Below are 17803 nucleotides of genomic sequence, written 5' to 3' on the forward strand. Positions count from 1 at the left end.
AGATCGCATAGACCTGACCGCAATGAGACATCCCAGGAGAGACGCCATGATCAGCCGGCGAGACGTGATGGGCGGCGCCGTGGGCGGCGCGGCGCTGCTGGCGGCCGGCGGCGCGCAGGCGGGCAGCGACGACGCGGCGCTGAAGGCGCTGCTGGACAAGCTGGCCAGGGGCGGCCCGGCCGACCAGAAGCTGGCGACGCTGAGAGCCTTTTCCCCGACGACTCTGAGCCCCGTCGCGCGCCTGGACTACGATGCTGTACTGTCGGCGTTCGCCACCGAGGACGAAATCGTCCGCCGCTTCCCGTTCGGCGCGGGCGCGACCTCGCCCTATGTCGTGACCACCCGCGCGGGCGCCTGGCTGAAGGCCGTTGAGGCCGCGAAGTCGGGCGACGCGGCCGCTGACACCGTCAGGCGACTGGACGCCGAGACCGCGAGGATCGCCGCCGACGCCGCCAGGGGTGTGATCCTGCCCGCCTTCGTGATCGACAAGGTGGTCGCGGGTCTCGCCGAAACCGCCATGGCCGCCGCCGCCGCGCCCGACCTCGTGGCCGCCCTCGGCCGCCAGCGTGACGCTCTGATCGCACTGCGTCCCCAGGCCGGCGAAGGGATCGGCGTGCATCGCTTCAAGGACGGCGAGGCGTATTACGCGCTGCTGCTGAAGACGGCGATGGGCGACAAGATCACGCCGGCCCAGGCCTGGGATCGCGCCAACGCCGCCGCCAAGGCCCTGACCGCCCGCGCTGACAGGCTGCTGAAGGCCCAGGGGTTGAGCAAGGGAACGGTCGGCGCGCGTCTGGCCGCCCTCAGCCACGACGAGCGCTGGCTCTACAGCGATGACGACGCCGGGCGCGACCGGCTCATCGCCGACATGAACGCTTCGCTGACCAGGGCCGTCTCGCGCCTGCCGGTCTCGTTCGCCACGGTCGCGCCGGGCAGTCGCGCGGTCAGCATGCGCCGCATGACCCCCGCCGACGAGGCCGCCCGCCGCCAGGGCTATCGCGAGGCCCCGTCCTTCGATGGCTCCAAGCCGGGTGTCTATTACGCTGACCTCAACACCATCCGAAGCCGCCCCAGCTGGACCCTGCCCAGCGTCGTCCACCATGAAAGCGTGGCGGGTCACATGGTGCAGATGCCGCTGGAGGAGCGCTCCGGCGCCCATCCGCTGCGCACCCGACTGGCTTTCCCGGGGGTCTCCGAAGGCTGGGCGATCTATGCCGAACAGCTTGCCGATGAGGAGGGCGCCTTCGCGGGCGATCCGCTCGCGCAGCTGGGCTATCTCCAGTGGATGCTGTTCCGCGTCGGCCGCCTGCTGGCCGACCTCGGCGTCCATCTGAAGGGCTGGAGCGTGGAGAAGACCACGATCTTCCTCAATGACCTGCAGGGTCCGCCGCCCGTGTTCTCGCCCGTCTCGCAAGGCATCGAACGCATCGCCATCGGCCCGGCCGCCGCGGCGGGGCAGGGGCTGGCCTGGCTGGAGCTGGTCCGCCTGCGCGAAGCAGCGCGCAAGCGGCTGGGGCCGGGCTTCGACATCCGGGCCTTCCACGACGCGGTGCTGCTCCCGGGGACCCTGCCGCTGTCGATGCTGCGGGCGCGGGTGCTGGGTACGGCTTAAACGCGAGACGCCGCCCGGTCCTTCGACCGGACGGCGTCCGCTAGCCCTTTACGCAAACGACCTGGCGCAGCGTGTGGACGATGTCCACCAGGTCGCTCTGGGCGGCCATGACGGCGTCGATGTCCTTATAGGCCATCGGCGTTTCGTCGATCACGCCTTCGTCCTTGCGGCATTCCACGCCAGCCGTGGCGGCGATGTGGTCTGCCGTCGTGAAACGGCGCTTGGCTTCGTTACGGCTCATCGCCCGTCCTGCTCCGTGCGAGCAGGTGCAGAACGAGTCCGGGTTGCCCCGGCCGCGCACGATGAACGACTTGGCGCCCATCGAGCCCGGGATGATCCCCAGCTCTCCGTCCTTGGCCGACACCGCGCCCTTGCGGGTCAGGTAGACGTCCTTGCCGAAGTGCTTTTCCCGCGACACGTAGTTGTGGTGGCAGTTCACCGCATGCTCCGTGGTCGTCAAATCGGGGAAGGTCCGCCGAAGCACGGTCAGCACCTGCTCCATCATCACCTCGCGGTTGGCCAAGGCGTACTTCTGCGCCCAGGAAACCGCCCGCACATAGTCGATGAAGCCCTCGCTGCCTTCGGCGAAGTAGGCCAGGTCTTCATCGGGCAGGTTGATGAACCACCGGCGCATTTCGTACTTGGCTCGCTCGATGAAGTAGGTCCCGAACCGGTTGCCCACGCCCCGCGAACCGGAGTGCAGCATTACCCAGACGTCGCCCGCTTCGTCGATGCAGAGCTCGACGAAATGGTTGCCGGTGCCCAGCGTGCCCAAGTGGCCAAAGCCGCGTTGGTGGCCGGCCTTGGGATGCCGCGCTACCACGTCGTCATAGCCGGTTTTCAGGCTCGCCCACTTGTCGGCCGCGACCGCTGGAGGCTCCGTCTGCCAGGCGCCCTTGTCGTTGCGCCCGCCATTGTCGGTTCGGCCGTGCGGGACGGCCGCCTCGATGTCCGAGCGGATCCCGAACAGGTTGTCGGGCAGATGCTCGGCGCGGATCGAGGTGCGCACCGCCATCATGCCACAGCCGATGTCTACGCCTACGGCCGCCGGGATGATCGCGCCCAGGGTCGGGATCACCGAGCCTACGGTCGCGCCCATACCCCAATGCACGTCGGGCATGACCGCAACGTGCTTGTGGATGAACGGCAGGCTGGCGACGTTTCGCAGCTGCTTGAGAGCGGAGTCCTCGATGGGAACCCCGTGTGTCCACGCCTTGATGGGCGCGCCGTCACTTTCGATATGCGTGAAGCCGCTCATGGGCTTCTCTCCTCTTGCTCCCCCTCCTGGCGACAGGGCCGGCAAGATCTCCGCACAAACGAAAAACCCCTCCGGCTCAGGCCAGGAGGGGCTTTTTCGGACTTCCCGAGTTCAGTTCGAACCCTAGACCGTAACCCCCTCCCACGCGCACGCGTTCATCTCCTCGACCTGGCGGTCGAGTTGGACAAATGCGGGCAGGTAGGTTGGAGCTTTGTGCGCCATGGTCCTCAATCCTTCGGGAGGCGGGCGATTACAGTGTTCGCTCAGGGTGCGCCAGAGGCGCTGACGCGGAAGTTGCGCTCTGTGGCGGATGAGGCACAGGTGCGCCTCAGTGCTTGCCGCGATCGCGCCCGAAGTTCGGCTCGGCGCTTTCCTGGCCGGCGGCCACGATGCCGCGACGGATGGCGCGGGTGCGGGTGAAGTGGCTGTGCAGGGTGTCGGCGTCGCCCCAGCGGATGGCGCGGCTCATGGCCTGCAGGTCCTCGGTGAAGCGGCCCAGCATCTCCAGCACCGCGTCCTTGTTGGCGATGAAGATGTCGCGCCACATGGTCGGATCGCTGGCGGCGATACGGGTGAAGTCGCGGAAGCCCGAGGCCGAGAACTTGATGACCTCGCTCTCGGTCACGTTCTCCAGATCGGCCGCGCTGCCCACGATGGTGTAGGCGATCAGGTGGGGCAGGTGGCTGACGACGGCCAGCACCAGGTCATGGTGCTTCTCGTCCATCAGCTCTACCTGGGCGCCGAACGACCGCCAGAAGGCCGACAGCTGGGCGACGGCGGCGGCGTAGTGCTCGTCGTCGCTCTCGAAGGGGGTCAGGATCGTCCAGCGGTTCTCGAACAGCTCGGCGAAGCCGGCGTCGGGACCCGACTGCTCGGTGCCGGCGATCGGGTGGCCGGGGATGGCGAAGATCTTGGAGCAGTCCTGGGCGCGAAAGGCCTCGGCGACATTGGCCTTGGTCGAGCCGACGTCGGTCAGGGTGGCGCCGGGCTTCATGGCTGGGATCACCAGTCCGGCCAGTTCAGGCACCGACAGCACCGGCGTGGCGATGACGACCAGGTCGGCGTCCTTCACGGCTTCTGCGATGTCGCCGGTGACGTGGTCGGCGATGCCCAGCTCGACCACGCGGGCCCGGTGGGCCTCGCTGGCGTCGGCCACGGTGATCTCGCTGACCACGCCGTGGGCGCGGGCCGCGCGGATCACCGAACCGCCGATCAGGCCGCAGCCGATCACGGTCATCTTGGGATAGAGGATACCGGGGTGTGACATCAGCGACCCATGAACTCGGTCAGCAGATCGACCACAGCGCGGTTGTGCTCTTCCAGGCCGATGGTGATGCGGATGGCGTGGGGCAGGCCGTAATTGCCGACGGCGCGGACCAGATAGCCTTTGCTGGCCAGGAATTCCTCGGCTTCGGGGGCCGTCTTGCCTGCGACCTTGGGGAAATTGACCAGCACGAAATTGGCCGCCGACGGCGTGACCTCAAGGCCAAGGCCGCCCAGCTGCTGGGTCAGGAACGGCCGCCACTGCTCGACCAGCGCCACCGAACGGGCCTGGAATTCAAGGTCGGCGAGGGCTGCGACGGCGGCTTCCTGGCCGGGGATCGAGGTGTTGAACGGCGGACGGATGCGCTCGATCGGCTCGATGATCCCGGCCGGTCCATAGCCCCAACCGACCCGCAGGCCGCCAAGGCCGTGGATCTTGGAAAAGGTGCGGGTGACGATGACGTTCTGCGCGGTTCGGGCCAGGTCCAGGCCATCCTCGAAGCGTGGATCGGTGGCGAATTCGGCATAGGCGCCGTCCAGCACCAGCACCACCGACGGCGGGATCGCCGCGTGCAGGGCGCGGATTTCCTCGCCGGTCAGCCAGGTGCCGGTCGGGTTGGCCGGGTTGGCGATGAACACCAGCCGCGTGCGCTCGTCGATGCATTTGACGATCTCGTCGGCGTCGATGCGCTGGTTCGGCTCGCGGGCCATCCGCACCTCGCCCTGACAGGCGCGGGCCCCGATGGCGTAGGCGGCAAAGCCGTGCTCGCCCTGAACCATATTGTCGCCGGGCTCCAGATAGACCTGGCACAGCAGGGCGAAGATCTCGTCGCTGCCGTCGCCAAAGGTCAGGCGCTCGGGCTCTAGGCCATAGTGCTGGGCCACCGCGGCGCGCAGGCCATTGGCCTTGCCATCCGGATAGAGGTGCAGTCGGTCGACGGCGGCGCGATAGGCGTCCTTGGCTGCTTCGCTGCAGCCCAGAATATTCTCGTTGCTCGACAGCTTCACCGGATGGGCGACGCCCTCGATCTTCGACTTGCCGCCGACATAGGCGTGGATATCCAGGATGCCCGGCTTGGGCATGGGACGCGGCGCGGCGAAGCGGTCGGGGGCGGGAGCGGTCATCGGATTACTCGGTCGAGACAGACGGTCGTCTTATACGCCGCCCACTTACACGTCGAACGGCGTGGGCGCAGCCCCGATGACGCCGGTCAGCTTGCCCGGGGCCTGGGCCAGGCGCTCGTCATTGGGCATGAAGAAGCCCGACAGCGAAAACAGCTTCAGCCCGCCCGCCTCAGCCAGGGGCTCAGCGGCGACGCCGCTGGGGCTCAGGGCCTCGACGATGGCGGCGGCGCTCTTGCCCGAGTCGGTGACCCAGAAGGTCTGGTCGCCACCGGTGGGCTCGACCTCGACTTCGGCGACGGCCAGAGCGGCCTGCGGGCCCCAGCGGTTCAGGCAGGGCAGGGCGGCGAAGATCTTCAGCTTCGGCTCGGCCAGCAGCCGGCCCCACCAGTTGCTGTCTTGTGTCAGGGCCAGCACGCCAACACCCCACGGCGTCTTGGCGGCGGCCAGCACGTCCTTGGCTTCCGTCAGGAGTTGCATCCGGGGTGCGGTTCCGAAGCGCAGACGCGTCAGCTCGACCGTGCGGGTCGGATCCTTGCCGCCCCAGACGGCCAGGTGATACGGGCCCTGGCGGGCCAGGTTGTCGCTCATCACCTCGCGCCAGACGCGGATGATCAGGGCGTCATTGGCGGCGGTGCGCGGGGCAGCCAGCAGCTTGCGGATGATCAGGGCCTCGCGGCCGGGTCGCAGGCCAAAGCCGGTGTCACCCGACGCGCGCTTGGCGGCCGCCACCGAACTGGCCAGCGCCGCGCGCTCGTCCAGCAGCTTCAGCAGTTCGCCATCAATGGCGTCCAGTCGCCATCGGACCTCGTCGAGAGACGGAGGCGCGTCAGCCGCGTCGGTACCCATGTCTATCCCCGAAATTGGAGGCCGGACCATAGTCCTTGCCGCCGCCGGCGCAATAGCTGGCGTTCACGGCAAGAAACTTGCGCGCCGTCCGCCGGAGGCGCGCCCGTCCGACGCTCAATAAACGCGCGGCGAGGGGCCGGTGTCGATGCTTCCCAGGCGGGTGCGGCCTTCCTGCAGGATCAGGCTGGCCTCGATGACCGGCTCGCGCCCCAGGGCCTGAGCCGCGGCGGCCAGGATCTGTTCAGGCGTCCGGGCGGCCCGGGGATCGACCCGCTCCTTGAGGGCGACCTCAAGCTTGCCCTGCAGACGGCCATTGGCGTCGACGGTCAGGGCGCCGGACTTGGCCGTGCCCTCGGCCTCGCCGGCGGTGATCCTGGCGTTTTCCATGGTGATCGCGCCGCCGGCCGTGCTCCAGTCGCGCACGGCGTCGGCCCAGTTGTCGCCGCGCAGCGCCCCGACCTTGGTCAGGCGGGCGTCCAGGGTCATGTCCGCGCTGTTCTCCTGGGCGATGCGGCCCAGCAGCCCCGTGAAGTTGACGCGCGCGGCGTCGGCCTTGAACAGGATCGCGGCCTGATCATCCGGACCGGGGCGAAGGTGCAACTGCATGGCCTGGGCCGAACGCAGCGGGAAGGGCGCGGCCTCTGGCGCGGTCGAGAAGACGAGCCCGGCGCCTTCGATCGAGATGCGAGGCGGGTGCTGCTTCAGGCCCGCCAGGCTGGCGCGCAGGGCCTGGCCGGCAATGGCGACGTCGCCGCCGTTGGGCCGGGTCAGCAGGGCGCCGCGCGGGGCGGTGGCCACCCAGTGATCCAGGCCATAGATCATCGCTTCGGCTCGCAGCTCGGGAATGCGCAGAGCCCAGCCGGACGGCTCGGCGACGCGGGCGTCGGCCAGGGTCACATCCAGGCGGAACGGGAAGCCGGAAAAGGTGCGGGCGCTCCACGACAGGTCATAGCCGCGCGACTTCAGCGACGCCGAGGCGGTGTCCATCCGCTGCTCGGCCTGACCGCGCAGCCAGAACCAGCCGACGCACCAGGCCGTCGCGAAGATCAGCAGGATGATGAAAGGCGCAAACAGACCCCGTCGGCGGACTTTGCGAGGCGGCGCGGCGTCGGTATGGGTCATGAAAGCGTGCGTCCAGTCGGGATTGAAGATGAGCGTCGAGAGCGGAGACCGTTGGGTGTTCGGATACGGATCGCTCATGTGGCGTCCCGGGTTCCCGTTTGTAGAGCGAAGACGCGCGGTTCTCCACGGCCGTCGTCGCGCCTTCTGCATCTATTCGGTCCATCACCGGGGCACCTACGAGCGTCCGGGACTGGTTCTGGGCCTGGCGCCCGGCGGCTCGGTGCGCGGCGCGGCCTATCGGGTGGCCGCGGCGGAGTGGGAAGAGGTCTACGGCTATCTGCGCGAACGCGAGCAGCCGACCGAGACCTATTTCGAGGCCTGGAGCGATCTGAAGATCGACGGTGAGGCGGCGAAGATCTCCTCGCTGGTCTTCCTGTCGGACATGAAGCACAGCCAGTGGGCCGGAGCCCTGACCCTCGAGCAACAGGCCGACCTGATCGCCGGCGCCAAGGGGCTGTCGGGGCGCAATATTGACTATCTGAGCGACCTCGTCGGCCATCTGCGCGAGGACGGCGTGCGCGATCACGCGATGGAGACGCTGCTCAAGCTGGTCGAGGCGCGGGAGGGGACCTAGATTCCTTCGTCCTCCAGCGCCTTGGTCGCCGTGTCGATGCGGGTCTGCAGTTCGCGCATGAACTCGCCGCGCTTCAGGCCGGCGGGGATGGGCGGCAGGTAGTGGAAGACGATCACGCCCGGCTTGACCAGGAAACCCTTGCCCCAGTGCACGCCGCAGTTCAGCGCCAGGGGCGTGACCGGCAGGTCCAGCTCGCGATAGAGGGCGGCGATGCCGGGCTTGTAGTCGCCGGGAACGCCGACGGCGCCGCGGGTGCCTTCGGGGAAGATCACCACCTGGCGAACCTCCTTCATTTTCTCCAGCGTGTCGCGGACCAGCTTCTTCAGGGCTGCCGAGTGGCCCGCGCGATCCACGACGACCATGCCCGCCTTCAGGCCGTGCCAGCCGAACAGCGGCACGTTCAGCAGTTCCTTCTTCATCACGAAACAGGCGTCGGGCAGCAGGCCAAACTGGCTGAAGACGTCGAACATCGACTGGTGCTTGGCGGCGACCAGGGCGGGGCCGGTGGGCAGGTATTCGCGGCCTCGCACCTCGACCCTGACGCCGGCGATCCAGCGCAGGCCAAAGAACAGGCCCTTGGACCAGAAGGTCAGGGCTGCGACCGCGAAGCGGCGCGGCAGGGGCAGCAGGGCCACCATCCAGGTCGCGGTGAAGATCGACCAGAGCCAGAAATACAGCTGGAACAGAAACGAACGCAGATAGATCAAGACGCTTCCTTCGCCGGCTCGCCAGCATTTTCCTTGGGGCCTAATCCCAGGAACGCCTCGCGGCCCAGGATCGCCAAGTATTTGCAATATTCCACGACCATCCGCCGCGCCGTGGCGTTCTGCTTCCACCAGCGATGGGCGTCCAGTCCCTCGGTAGCCACCGGGTAAGGATAGAGCACGGTGTCGGGCATGGTGGCGCGCAGCTCCAGCATCGAGCGGGGCATGTGATAGTCCGCCGTGACCACGATCAGGCTGCGATAGCCCTTGGCCTTGGCCCACTCGGCCGTCTCCCGGGCGTTGCCCACGGTGTTGGCGGCGGCGAAGCCCAGGTCCACGCAGCAGTCATAGACCGGCTTGACCGCCTTGGTCACGTTCAGCACGTCCTCGCGGGTGGCCTCGCGATTGACGCCCGAGATCAGCAGGCGCTTGCCCTTGCCGGCTTCCAGAAGCTTGGTGGCGGCTTCCAGGCGGATGTTCGAGGCGCCGGTCAGCACCACGACGCCATCGGCGATCGGCGGCTCCCGGGCGGGGATGGACTGCTCGACACGGCTCGAGAACGCCAGCAGGCCGACGGCCCAGACCATCAGCAGGATCAAAAGGGCGGCGAAGCTCTTCACGGCATGCTCCTGAGCAGACGCAGGGCGGCGAAGCGGGCGGTGAAGCCCGCGACCAGGGCGGCGATCAGCGGGCAGGGCAAGGGCGCCAGCAGATCGATCCAGGCCAGGGGCAGGATCGGCGCCAGGCCCGAACCGCCGCCCAGGGTCCGTATCGCCGCGCCGATGATGGTCGCGCCCGCGCCGCCCAGCAAGCCCGCCACGGCGGCCATGCCCGCGAACCGCCACTGGAACAGGCCGGCGATGAAACGGGCTTCCGCTCCGGACAGGTGCAGCACCTCGATCACGTCGGCCCGCGCCGCCAGTCCGGCCCGCGTGGCGAAGGCGATCACCGAAGTCGCGGCAGCGGCGATCAGGGCGAAGACGCCGAGCGCCGCCCAGCGGGCCAGGCCCGCGCCGCGTTCGATGTCGGCGATCCAGCGGCTGTGGTCATCGATGACCGCGTCCACGCCGGCCGCCTTCAGGGCCTGATCCAGCGCCGTGGCGGTGGCGGGCAGTTTGGGGTCCAGGTCCAGGGTGACGAGACGTGGCGTGGGCAGGTCGTCGACCAGGGCCTCCTTGCCGATCCAGGGAACCAGCAGCTCCTCGGCCTTGTCCTTGGTCAGGGCTCGCGCCTCGACCACGCCCTTGACCCCTGCCAGGGCCTCGGCGGCGCGGGCGGCGGCGGAGTCGGGGGTCTCGTTGGGACGGGCGCGGACCAACACGGTCGCCGACCCGGTCAGTTGGTTGGTCCAGCCCTCGGCCGCGCGGTTGGCGGCCAGGGCGGCCAGGGCTGTCAGGCAGGCCAGGAAGCAGAGGACGGCGACCACGAAGACCAGCGAGCCGTCGCGAGCGTCGCGCGGCGGCAGCAGCGGACCTGGCCGCCAGCGCTCGACCTGGAACACCTCGCTCATGCGTCGCCGCCTTCGACCAGGCGGCCGTGCTCGAGATGCAGGGTGGGCTGGCCGGCGCGGGCCACGACGTCTTCGTCATGGGTGGCGATCAGCACGGTGGTGCCCAGGCGATTGAGCTCGACGAACAGCCGCAGCAGTCGCAGCGACATTGCCGGATCGACATTGCCGGTCGGCTCATCGGCCAGCAGCACGTCGGGCCGGTCGACCACGGCGCGGGCGATGGCCAGGCGTTGCTTCTCACCGCCCGACAGGGTGGCGGGCAGGGCGTGCATCCGTTCACCCAGTCCGACCCAGGTCAGCAGTTCGGCGACGTCGTCGCGATAGGTCGCCGGCTTGCGCTGGAGGATGCGAAGGGGAAGGGCGGCGTTGTCGAACACCGACAGGTGCTCCAGCAGCCGGAATTCCTGGAAGACCACCCCGATCCGGCGGCGCAGGAACGGCAGGTCGCCGGTCGGCAAAAGGCTGACATCGCGGCCGAAAAGCTCCACGCGACCCCGTGACGCACGATGGGCCAGATAGATCAGCTTGAGCAGGGAACTCTTGCCTGCGCCCGAAGCGCCGGTCAGGAAGTGAAACGACCCGGGAGCCAGTGAAAACCCAATGTCTCTTAGCGTTTCCGGCGCGCGGCCGTAGCGCATCGACACGCCCTCGAAGCGAACCACGGGGAGGGCGTCATCGCCCTGATCTGCCTCGATCCGCAAGGAGCTGTCGCCGGGCTTTCTGGACATCAGGGACAAAATCAGCGACCCCATTTGTTAATGCGGGGAGCCTACGATTCGCGGCCATGATACTGACCTGTCCGGAGTGCGCCAGCCGCTATTTCGTCGACGACTCCAAGGTCGGTGCGGCTGGTCGTGTCGTGCGCTGCGCCTCGTGCGGCAACCGCTGGACCGCCCGTAACGAGGAGTCGACGGACCTCTTCGACGAGCCTTCCGACGCCACCCTGGCCGGCGACGCCGCCATGGCGTCACTGGACGCCTCGGGGGCCGCCGCGACCGCCGAACCTGAACCCGAACCGCCGGTCAGCGCCCTTCCGGGCGAGGAGCTGCCCAAGGTGTTCCGGGCCCGTGCCGACGCCGAGCGTCGCCTGCGCGAGGCGACGACCACGGGCGTGGTCTGGGCCGGCATGGCCGCTGCGATGGCTTCGATGGTGGTCGGCGCCCTGATCTTCCGCATCGACATGGTGCGCCTGTGGCCCGCCACGGCCGGGGCCTATGCCAGCGTCGGCCTTCCGGTGAACACGGTCGGGCTGGTGATCGAGAACATCAAGGCCGAGCCCTCGCTGGAAGACGGCCACGCCGCGGTGACCATCACCGGGATCATGCGCAACATCACCGATCATGCCGTCATCGCTCCCCCGCTGCGGGTCGAGCTGCGCAACGCCAAGGACAAGCGCGTGGCCGGCCGCATCGCCGCCGCCGCCGATCCGAAGATCCCGCCCAGCGAGATCCGCCACTTCGCCATCACAATCCTGGACCCGCCGCGCACGGCCAAGGACCTGGTCATCGACTTCGCGGTCGAGCCCGGCGCCGCCAAGGCCGTGAAGGCGGCCCTGAAGACGCCCGCCGCCCACGCGGACCCGGAACTGTCCCTGCGCGGCGCCCAGGATGTGCCCGTCCAGGCAGATGCGGCTGGACATGAACCCTCGGGACATGAGACCGGAGCGGAAACAGCCCCTCCCTCAGACTCTCACGAACCCGCGCATCATGAATGACACCGCCCACCCCGAAGTCCTGATTTCGGAAGCCGAGATCGCCCAGCGCGTTCAGGCCCTCGCCAACGCCATCGCGCCGCGCATCGACGACGACACCGTCTGCGTCTGCCTGCTGACCGGCGGTCTGTGGTTCGCCGCCGACCTGACCCGGGCGCTGTGGAAGGCCGGACGCAATGTCCGCTTCGACGCCCTGTGGCTGGCCTCGTATCATGACGAGCGCAAGAGCACCGGCCGCTGCGAGGTCCGCGCCGACCTGCAACGTCCGCTGATCGGCCGCCGGGCCCTGGTGGTGGATGACGTGTTCGACAGCGGCCTGTCGCTCAGCGAGGCCTCGCGCCTGGTCAAGGACGCCGGCGCCAGCGAAGTCATGACCGCCGTCTTCGCCCGCAAGCCCTGGCCGACCGATCGCGGCATGGAGCCCGACTTCGTCGCCTGGGAAGCGCCGGCGCGCTACCTCGTGGGCTACGGGCTCGACGACGAGGGCAAGAGCCGCGGGCTGCCTTACATCGGCGCGCTCGACTAGGCTCTCGCCTTAGGCAGCCTGTCTGGCGCTGTCGGCGGAAGAGGCCTTCCGACCGATGTCGAAAAGGTCGACCCGAGAGGTCAGTTCCTCGGATTCAGACTTGAGCGCATGGGCGGCGGCGGTGGTCTCCTCGACCATGGCCGCGTTCTGCTGCACCACGCGGTCCATTTCGCCCATGGTGGTGTTGACCTCGCCCAGGCCCTGGGCCTGCTCGCGGGCCGACGCCGCGATGGCGGTGACCCTGGAGTCGATCTCGGCCACACGGGCGACAATGCGCTGAAGGGCTTCCCGGGTCCGGCCCACACGCTCGACGCCAGCGCCGACCTGCTGGCCGGAAATGTTGATCAGGTCTTTGATCTCGCGCGCGGCGTTGGCGGAGCGCTGGGCCAGGGCCCGCACTTCCTGGGCCACGACCGCGAAGCCGCGGCCGGCGTCGCCCGCCCGGGCGGCCTCGACCCCGGCATTCAGGGCCAGAAGATTGGTCTGGAAGGCGATTTCGTCGATCACGCCAATGATCTTGCCGATCTGGCCCGACGAGGTCTCGATCAGGGTCATGGCTTCGACCGCCTCGCTGACCACTGGGTCAGAGCGCTCGGCTTCCTGGCGCGCTCCGGCCGCGGCGGCATTGGCCTGGCGAGCGCTTTCGGCGGTCTGGTTGACGGCGGCGGTGATCTGGTCGAGCGCCGTGGCGGTCTGCACCAGAGCCGCAGCCTGGTGTTCGGTGCGGCGCGCCAGTTCGTCGGACGCCCGGCTCATGTCAGCGACGCCCGCGGACATGCTGGAGGCATTGTTGGAAATCTCGCTCATGGCCGCCTGCAGGCGGTTCATGGCGTCATTGAAGTCGGCGCGCAGGGTTTCGTATCGATCGGCGAAGGCATGTCTCAGGCGCCAGGTCAGGTCGCCGGCCGACAGTCGGGTCAGGGCGTTGGCGAGCTGGTCGACGACGTGGGTCTGCTCGGCCTCCAGCGCGGCTTTCTGAGCGGCCTGCTCGGCGTTGGCGGCGTCATGCGCGGCGCGTTCCGCCGCCGTCGCCGCATTGGCGGCGTCCGCGCGGGAGGCTGCTTCGAGGGCCTTGTCAGTACGGGCGTTGACCGTGACGAACAGGCGCGACACCCCGGCCGTGAGCCATATCAGCGACCAGGCGGCCGTCAGGGTGATCCCGGCATTGAAGGCGATCCGCAGCGGTGTGATCTCGCCAGGCAAGAGCAGGTGCGGGGCCAGAAAGCTGGCGCCGACCTCGGTGGTGATGACGGTAGCCGCGCCGACGGCGACCGCCCGCCAGTCGCCATAGGCGACCAGAAGGGCGAGGGCGGCGAGATAGGCCATGCGAGCGTCACCCTGCCAGGCGTGGCCAGCGAAGGCGGCGATGAACAGGCTGACCTGTCCGATCAGGGTGACCGCGGTGGATATCCGTTGCGCGGCGCTGTCACGCCATATGGCGTATCCGCCCCAGGCCAGGCCCGCGAAAACCGCAGCGCCCAGCGTCAGGACCAGCCAGGGTCGGCCGGCAAAGGCGCATGCGGCGGGCACCAGGGCGACCATCGCCGCCACGCACAGCCGAACCAGCTGCCCGCCCACACGGCGTTGCGCCTCGATGCTGTCGAACTCGATCATGATCCGCTCCGGCCCACCCCGACAGGCTGTCGCGGGCGGTCGCAGGGTCGGTGACAGCGGTTAACTCGCGGTGACGGAATTGGGTCCGGGGGCGACGAGTCGCATCCGTATGAATACCTAAACCCAATCTGGGGTCAGGTCCCGGGCCAGGATTTCCTCATAGGTCGGCCGCGCTCTGATCACCGCGAACCGGTCCCCATCGACCAGGACCTCGGGCACGAGCGGCCGGGTGTTGTACTCGCTGGCCATGGCCGCGCCATAGGCGCCCGCCGACATGAAGGTCACCAGGTCGCCCGCCGCCAGCGGCGGTAGCGGCCGGTCACGTGTAAAGGTGTCGCCCGTCTCACAGATCGGGCCGACCACGTCATAGGGGCTGGCGTCGCCATCCCGCTTCAGCACCGGACGGATGTCGTGGAAGGCGTCGTACATGGCCGGGCGCAGCAGGTCGTTCATCGCCGCGTCAATGACCAGGAACTTGCGGCCTTCGGGGCGTTCGTGGACGTGGATGACCTCGCTGACCAGCACTCCGGCATTGGCGGCGATCACGCGGCCCGGCTCGAAGGCCAGCTTGACGGGCAGGCCGGCCGTCACCTCGCCCACCATCGCCGCGAAGTCGGCAGGCGAGGGCGGGGTCGGCATGTTGAAATAGGGCACGCCCAGGCCGCCGCCCAGATCAAGGCGCTCGACCGACAGGCCTTCACCCAGCAGTTGCTCGACCAGGCCCCGCATCTTGGTGAAGGCCTCGCGCATCGGCGCAAGGTCGGTGATCTGGCTGCCGATGTGGCAGGCCACGCCGATGGGCTCCAGCGCGGCGTTGTTGCTGGCGTTGGCGTAAAGGCGGGCTGCTTCGGCGAACGAGACGCCGAACTTGTTCTCGGCCTTGCCGGTGGCGATCTTGGCGTGGCCGCCGGCTGCGACGTCCGGATTGACCCGGAAGGCGATCTTGGCGCGGACGCCCAGCTCGGCGGCGACCGACGCCACCAGGTTCATCTCGGGCTCGGACTCGACATTGATCTCGGCGACGCCGGCCCGCAGGGCGAACTCGACTTCGCGCCGGGTCTTGCCGACGCCGGAAAAGACGATGCGGTCGGCGGGAATGCCGGCGGCCAGCGCGCGGCGGACCTCGCCCTCCGACACCGTGTCGGCCCCGGCGCCCAGGTCGCCCAGGACCTTCAGCACCGCGACATTGGAGTTGGCCTTGACCGCATAGGCGATCAGCGGATCGGCGACGCCGGACAGTTCCAGCGCGTCGCGAAACACGGTGAAGTGCCGCTCGAGCGTGGCGCGGGAATAGACATAGACCGGCGTGCCGACCTCGGCCGCGATACGCGCCAGCGGGACGCCCTCGCAGGCCAGGCCCTCGGGGCCGTACTCGAAGTGGTTCACGGGACTCGAAGCTCTCTCATCATAAGCCCCCTCATCATCCGATCTTCCCGGCGAAGGCCGGGATCCAGATTCATCCAGAGCATCAGCAGGGCTTCATCTGGATCCCGGCCTTCGCCGGGATGACGGCGTGTCTGGGCTGGGTCGATGAAGTGCGGCGGTCGCCGTCAGTTGGGGGTCGCGCCGGGGAAGCCCGCCGCCGAGGGGCCGCCGAACGGGTTGGGAGCCGTGCCGGCCAGCGGCGCCGCGCGGACGGTGCGGTTGCTGGACGCCGGATCCATGATTTCCTGCGTGCCGCCGACGCGGGCCGGCTGGTTGGCCGTGCTGGAGGCGGCGCGGCGCTCGGCCTCCCAGGCGGCCTTCTTCTGGGCGTCCCACATCGGGGCGGGACGTTCCAGTTCAGCCTGCTTGCCGCAACCCGCAAGCATGGGGCCGGCAAGGCTGAGCGCGGCGAGGGTCAGAAGAGCGAGGGGGCGCAGGGTCATCCGAGCAGTTCCTTCCAACGCGCGATCTGGGCGCGGACCTGGGCGGGAGCGGTCCCGCCATAGCTGATGCGGCTGGCCGCCGAGGCGGCCGGGGTGAGGACGGCATAGACCTCGGCGGTGATCTGCGGCTCGATCGCCTGGAACTGCTCCAGGGACAGATCCGCCAGATCGACACCAAGGCCTTCGGCTGTCTTCACGGCGGAGCCTGTCACGTGGTGGGCGTCGCGGAAAGGCATGTTCAGGGTCCGCACCAGCCAATCGGCCAGATCGGTGGCGGTCGAGAACCCCGCACCGGCCGCGGCGGCCATCTTGTCGGTATTGGGCGTCAGGTCGGCGATCATGCCTGCCATGGCTAGCAGGCTGAGCTCCAGGGCGTCGAAGGCCTCGAAGGTGGGGACCTTGTCCTCCTGCATGTCCTTGGAATAGGCCAGCGGCAGCCCCTTCATGACCACTGTCAGGGTGGTCAGCGAGCCCAGGATGCGGCCGACCTTGGCGCGGATCAGCTCGGCGGCGTCGGGGTTCTTCTTCTGCGGCATGATCGAGCTGCCGGTCGTGAAGGCGTCGGTCAGCTTGATGAAGCCGAACATCGGCGTCGTCCACAGCACGATCTCTTCGGCCAGGCGCGACAGGTGCGTGGCGGTGATCGAGGCGGCCGACAGGGCTTCCAGCGCGAAGTCGCGGGCCGAGACGCTGTCCAGCGAATTGGCGGTCGGACGATCAAAACCCAGGGCCTTGGCCGTGGCGTGACGGTCGATGGGGAAGGGCGAGCCGGCCAGGGCGGCGGCGCCCAGCGGGCACTCGTTCATCCGGCTGCGGGCGTCGCGGAAGCGGCCGGCGTCGCGGCCGAACATCTCGACATAGGCCATCAGGTGGTGGCCGAAGGTCACCGGCTGGGCCGGCTGCAGATGGGTGAAGCCCGGCATCAGGGCGTCGGCATGGGTCTCGGCCTGGGCCAGCAGCGCGCGCTGCAGGGCGTCCAGCTGGGCGGCCGAACGGTCGCAGGCCTCGCGAACCCACAGGCGGAAGTCCACGGCGACCTGGTCGTTGCGCGACCGGGCGGTGTGCAGGCGACCGGCCACCGGGCCGATCAGCTCGCGCAGCCGGGCCTCGATATTCATGTGGATGTCTTCGTATTCGTCGCGGAACGGGAAGGTTCCGGTCAGCAGTTCGTCCTCGACCTTTGCCAGGCCTTCGAGGATTTCCTCGCCATCGCTACTTGCAATCACACCTTGGCTGATCAACATCCGAGCATGGGCGCGGGAGCCCGCCAGATCCTGCGCCCACAGGCGCTTGTCGAAGCCGATGCTGACATTGATCGCCTGCATCAGCTCCGCCGGTTTGGCCGAGAACCTGCCGCCCCACATGGCTTGACCCTTTCCGCCGTCGGCGGCGTCGGGTTTTTTGGAGGCGTTGTCGGTCATATGAGCGAAATCCAGTCGAGCGAGAACGGGTCGGGCGAGAACGGTACCGGCGCGAGCAAGCGCAGTCCGCTGAAGTGGGCGATCGGCGCCGCCATGCTCGTCGGCGTCGCGGCGGTTCTATACGTCATCGCCGCCGCTTCGTTCAAACCCTCAGGGCCGGCCAACCTGAATGAATTCAAGCGGGCCTCGCTGGCCAAGCTCGACGTGCCCGCCTCGCCCCGCGTCGCGCCGGGCACAACCTTCTTCGATGAGACCGGAAAGCCGGTCACCCTTGCCGATTTCAAGGGGCAGGTCGTGGTGCTGAACCTCTGGGCCACCTGGTGCGCGCCCTGCAAGAAAGAGATGCCCACGCTGGCCAAGCTGGCGGCGGCCTACGCCGCCCAGCCGTTCAAGGTGTTGCCCGTCAGCGTCGATCGGGATTCGGACCTCAACCTGGCCCAGGCCGAGATGGCGGCCAATGCGCCCCTGAAGCTCTATCGCGATCCGTCCTACAAGATGTCGTTCGAGATGGAGCCGCGCGCGGCGGGCTATCCGACCACGGTGATCTACGACAAGCAGGGCCGTGAGCGCGCCCGCCTGTCTGGTGACGCCGACTGGTCCAGCCCCGAGGCGCGGGGTCTGGTCGAGAAGCTGCTGGCCGAGTAGCGGG

The 17803-nt window shown here is 68.7% G+C and carries 18 protein-coding genes; 5 read left to right on the forward strand and 13 right to left on the reverse strand.

The annotated features are described in order from the left end of the window. Positions 1 to 46 precede the first annotated feature (46 nt). A complete protein-coding gene (locus ACW17V_RS07245) occupies positions 47 to 1612 on the forward strand; it encodes a DUF885 family protein (RefSeq protein WP_492108184.1) in 1566 nt (521 codons plus the stop codon). A 40-nt stretch (positions 1613 to 1652) separates the two neighbouring features. Here ACW17V_RS07245 and ACW17V_RS07250 read toward each other — a convergent pair whose 3' ends face one another. From ACW17V_RS07250 to ACW17V_RS07270, 5 genes are all read right to left on the reverse strand, one after another. Beyond that, positions 1653 to 2870 carry an RtcB family protein gene (locus tag ACW17V_RS07250; RefSeq protein WP_492108185.1) on the reverse strand — a complete coding sequence of 406 codons (1218 nt, stop codon included), beginning with the start codon at positions 2868 to 2870 and terminating at the stop codon, positions 1653 to 1655. A gap of 328 nt (positions 2871 to 3198) precedes the next feature. After that, positions 3199 to 4137 (reverse strand): prephenate/arogenate dehydrogenase family protein, encoded by a 939-nt coding sequence (locus tag ACW17V_RS07255; RefSeq protein WP_492108186.1) that lies wholly within the window; start codon positions 4135 to 4137, stop codon positions 3199 to 3201. Next, on the reverse strand, positions 4137 to 5258 hold the full coding sequence (hisC, locus tag ACW17V_RS07260) for a histidinol-phosphate transaminase (protein ID WP_492108187.1): 1122 nt from the start codon (positions 5256 to 5258) through the stop codon (positions 4137 to 4139). The genes ACW17V_RS07255 and hisC overlap by 1 nt, the downstream gene beginning before the upstream one ends. Positions 5259 to 5303: 45 nt before the next feature. Next, on the reverse strand, positions 5304 to 6104 hold the full coding sequence (locus ACW17V_RS07265; RefSeq protein ID WP_492108188.1) for a chorismate mutase: 801 nt from the start codon (positions 6102 to 6104) through the stop codon (positions 5304 to 5306). 114 nt (positions 6105 to 6218) lie between these two features. Beyond that, positions 6219 to 7226, reverse strand: a complete 1008-nt coding sequence (locus tag ACW17V_RS07270) for a DUF2125 domain-containing protein (protein WP_492108189.1) — start codon at positions 7224 to 7226, stop codon at positions 6219 to 6221. 28 nt (positions 7227 to 7254) lie between these two features. Between ACW17V_RS07270 and ACW17V_RS07275 the strand changes: the two genes are divergently transcribed. Beyond that, positions 7255 to 7800, forward strand: coding sequence for a gamma-glutamylcyclotransferase (locus ACW17V_RS07275; protein WP_492108190.1), 546 nt, complete (start codon positions 7255 to 7257; stop codon positions 7798 to 7800). On the opposite strand, the gene ACW17V_RS07280 is transcribed toward ACW17V_RS07275, so the two are convergent. From ACW17V_RS07280 to ftsE, 4 genes are read right to left on the reverse strand one after another with little or no spacing between them, the layout of a single operon-like run. Further along, a complete protein-coding gene (locus tag ACW17V_RS07280; RefSeq protein WP_492108191.1) occupies positions 7797 to 8507 on the reverse strand; it encodes a lysophospholipid acyltransferase family protein in 711 nt (236 codons plus the stop codon). The two genes, ACW17V_RS07275 and ACW17V_RS07280, sit on opposite strands and share 4 nt — an antisense overlap. Continuing rightward, positions 8504 to 9124 (reverse strand): YdcF family protein, encoded by a 621-nt coding sequence (locus ACW17V_RS07285; RefSeq protein WP_492108192.1) that lies wholly within the window; start codon positions 9122 to 9124, stop codon positions 8504 to 8506. Before ACW17V_RS07285 ends, ACW17V_RS07280 begins: the two co-directional genes overlap by 4 nt. Continuing rightward, positions 9121 to 10014, reverse strand: a complete 894-nt coding sequence (locus ACW17V_RS07290) for a cell division protein FtsX (RefSeq protein ID WP_492108193.1) — start codon at positions 10012 to 10014, stop codon at positions 9121 to 9123. The genes ACW17V_RS07285 and ACW17V_RS07290 overlap by 4 nt, the downstream gene beginning before the upstream one ends. Next, positions 10011 to 10715, reverse strand: a complete 705-nt coding sequence (gene ftsE, locus ACW17V_RS07295; RefSeq protein ID WP_419321472.1) for a cell division ATP-binding protein FtsE — start codon at positions 10713 to 10715, stop codon at positions 10011 to 10013. Before ftsE ends, ACW17V_RS07290 begins: the two co-directional genes overlap by 4 nt. Positions 10716 to 10798: 83 nt before the next feature. Between ftsE and ACW17V_RS07300 the strand changes: the two genes are divergently transcribed. Both ACW17V_RS07300 and ACW17V_RS07305 read left to right on the forward strand, forming a co-directional pair. After that, positions 10799 to 11728 carry an MJ0042-type zinc finger domain-containing protein gene (locus tag ACW17V_RS07300; protein ID WP_492108194.1) on the forward strand — a complete coding sequence of 310 codons (930 nt, stop codon included), beginning with the start codon at positions 10799 to 10801 and terminating at the stop codon, positions 11726 to 11728. After that, entirely contained in the window at positions 11667 to 12251 is a 585-nt protein-coding gene (locus tag ACW17V_RS07305) for a phosphoribosyltransferase (protein ID WP_492108195.1), read from the forward strand. Before ACW17V_RS07300 ends, ACW17V_RS07305 begins: the two co-directional genes overlap by 62 nt. A gap of 9 nt (positions 12252 to 12260) precedes the next feature. On the opposite strand, the gene ACW17V_RS07310 is transcribed toward ACW17V_RS07305, so the two are convergent. The 4 genes from ACW17V_RS07310 to argH all read right to left on the reverse strand — a co-directional run bounded on the left by ACW17V_RS07310 (position 12261) and on the right by argH (position 17154). Continuing rightward, entirely contained in the window at positions 12261 to 13865 is a 1605-nt protein-coding gene (locus tag ACW17V_RS07310; RefSeq protein ID WP_492108196.1) for a methyl-accepting chemotaxis protein, read from the reverse strand. Between the two features lie 117 nt (positions 13866 to 13982). Continuing rightward, positions 13983 to 15251, reverse strand: a complete 1269-nt coding sequence (lysA, locus tag ACW17V_RS07315) for a diaminopimelate decarboxylase (protein ID WP_492108197.1) — start codon at positions 15249 to 15251, stop codon at positions 13983 to 13985. 164 nt (positions 15252 to 15415) lie between these two features. Beyond that, positions 15416 to 15733 carry a hypothetical protein gene (locus ACW17V_RS07320; protein WP_492108198.1) on the reverse strand — a complete coding sequence of 106 codons (318 nt, stop codon included), beginning with the start codon at positions 15731 to 15733 and terminating at the stop codon, positions 15416 to 15418. Beyond that, complete coding sequence (argH, locus tag ACW17V_RS07325; RefSeq protein ID WP_492108199.1) at positions 15730 to 17154, reverse strand: argininosuccinate lyase; 1425 nt, start codon at positions 17152 to 17154, stop codon at positions 15730 to 15732. The genes ACW17V_RS07320 and argH overlap by 4 nt, the downstream gene beginning before the upstream one ends. Between argH and ACW17V_RS07330 the strand changes: the two genes are divergently transcribed. Next, a complete protein-coding gene (locus ACW17V_RS07330; protein ID WP_492108200.1) occupies positions 17155 to 17799 on the forward strand; it encodes a TlpA family protein disulfide reductase in 645 nt (214 codons plus the stop codon). Positions 17800 to 17803 lie beyond the last annotated feature (4 nt).

Source organism: Caulobacter sp. FV2ye17ST (assembly GCF_058680955.1).

What these genes read in the sequence shown, in the direction of transcription:
- ACW17V_RS07290 (WP_492108193.1), bottom strand. Translation starts at nt 10,014, where the DNA reads ATGAGCGAGGTGTTCCAGGTCGAGCGCTGGCGGCCAGGTCCGCTGCTG.
- hisC (WP_492108187.1), bottom strand. Translation starts at nt 5,258, where the DNA reads ATGACCGCTCCCGCCCCCGACCGCTTCGCCGCGCCGCGTCCCATGCCC.
- ACW17V_RS07305 (WP_492108195.1), top strand. Translation starts at nt 11,667, where the DNA reads ATGAGACCGGAGCGGAAACAGCCCCTCCCTCAGACTCTCACGAACCCG.
- ACW17V_RS07255 (WP_492108186.1), bottom strand. Translation starts at nt 4,137, where the DNA reads ATGTCACACCCCGGTATCCTCTATCCCAAGATGACCGTGATCGGCTGC.
- ACW17V_RS07265 (WP_492108188.1), bottom strand. Translation starts at nt 6,104, where the DNA reads ATGGGTACCGACGCGGCTGACGCGCCTCCGTCTCTCGACGAGGTCCGA.
- ACW17V_RS07250 (WP_492108185.1), bottom strand. Translation starts at nt 2,870, where the DNA reads ATGAGCGGCTTCACGCATATCGAAAGTGACGGCGCGCCCATCAAGGCG.
- ACW17V_RS07330 (WP_492108200.1), top strand. Translation starts at nt 17,155, where the DNA reads ATGAGCGAAATCCAGTCGAGCGAGAACGGGTCGGGCGAGAACGGTACC.
- ACW17V_RS07310 (WP_492108196.1), bottom strand. Translation starts at nt 13,865, where the DNA reads ATGATCGAGTTCGACAGCATCGAGGCGCAACGCCGTGTGGGCGGGCAG.
- ACW17V_RS07320 (WP_492108198.1), bottom strand. Translation starts at nt 15,733, where the DNA reads ATGACCCTGCGCCCCCTCGCTCTTCTGACCCTCGCCGCGCTCAGCCTT.
- ACW17V_RS07300 (WP_492108194.1), top strand. Translation starts at nt 10,799, where the DNA reads ATGATACTGACCTGTCCGGAGTGCGCCAGCCGCTATTTCGTCGACGAC.
- ACW17V_RS07245 (WP_492108184.1), top strand. Translation starts at nt 47, where the DNA reads ATGATCAGCCGGCGAGACGTGATGGGCGGCGCCGTGGGCGGCGCGGCG.
- ACW17V_RS07270 (WP_492108189.1), bottom strand. Translation starts at nt 7,226, where the DNA reads ATGACCCATACCGACGCCGCGCCGCCTCGCAAAGTCCGCCGACGGGGT.
- ACW17V_RS07275 (WP_492108190.1), top strand. Translation starts at nt 7,255, where the DNA reads ATGAGCGTCGAGAGCGGAGACCGTTGGGTGTTCGGATACGGATCGCTC.
- argH (WP_492108199.1), bottom strand. Translation starts at nt 17,154, where the DNA reads ATGACCGACAACGCCTCCAAAAAACCCGACGCCGCCGACGGCGGAAAG.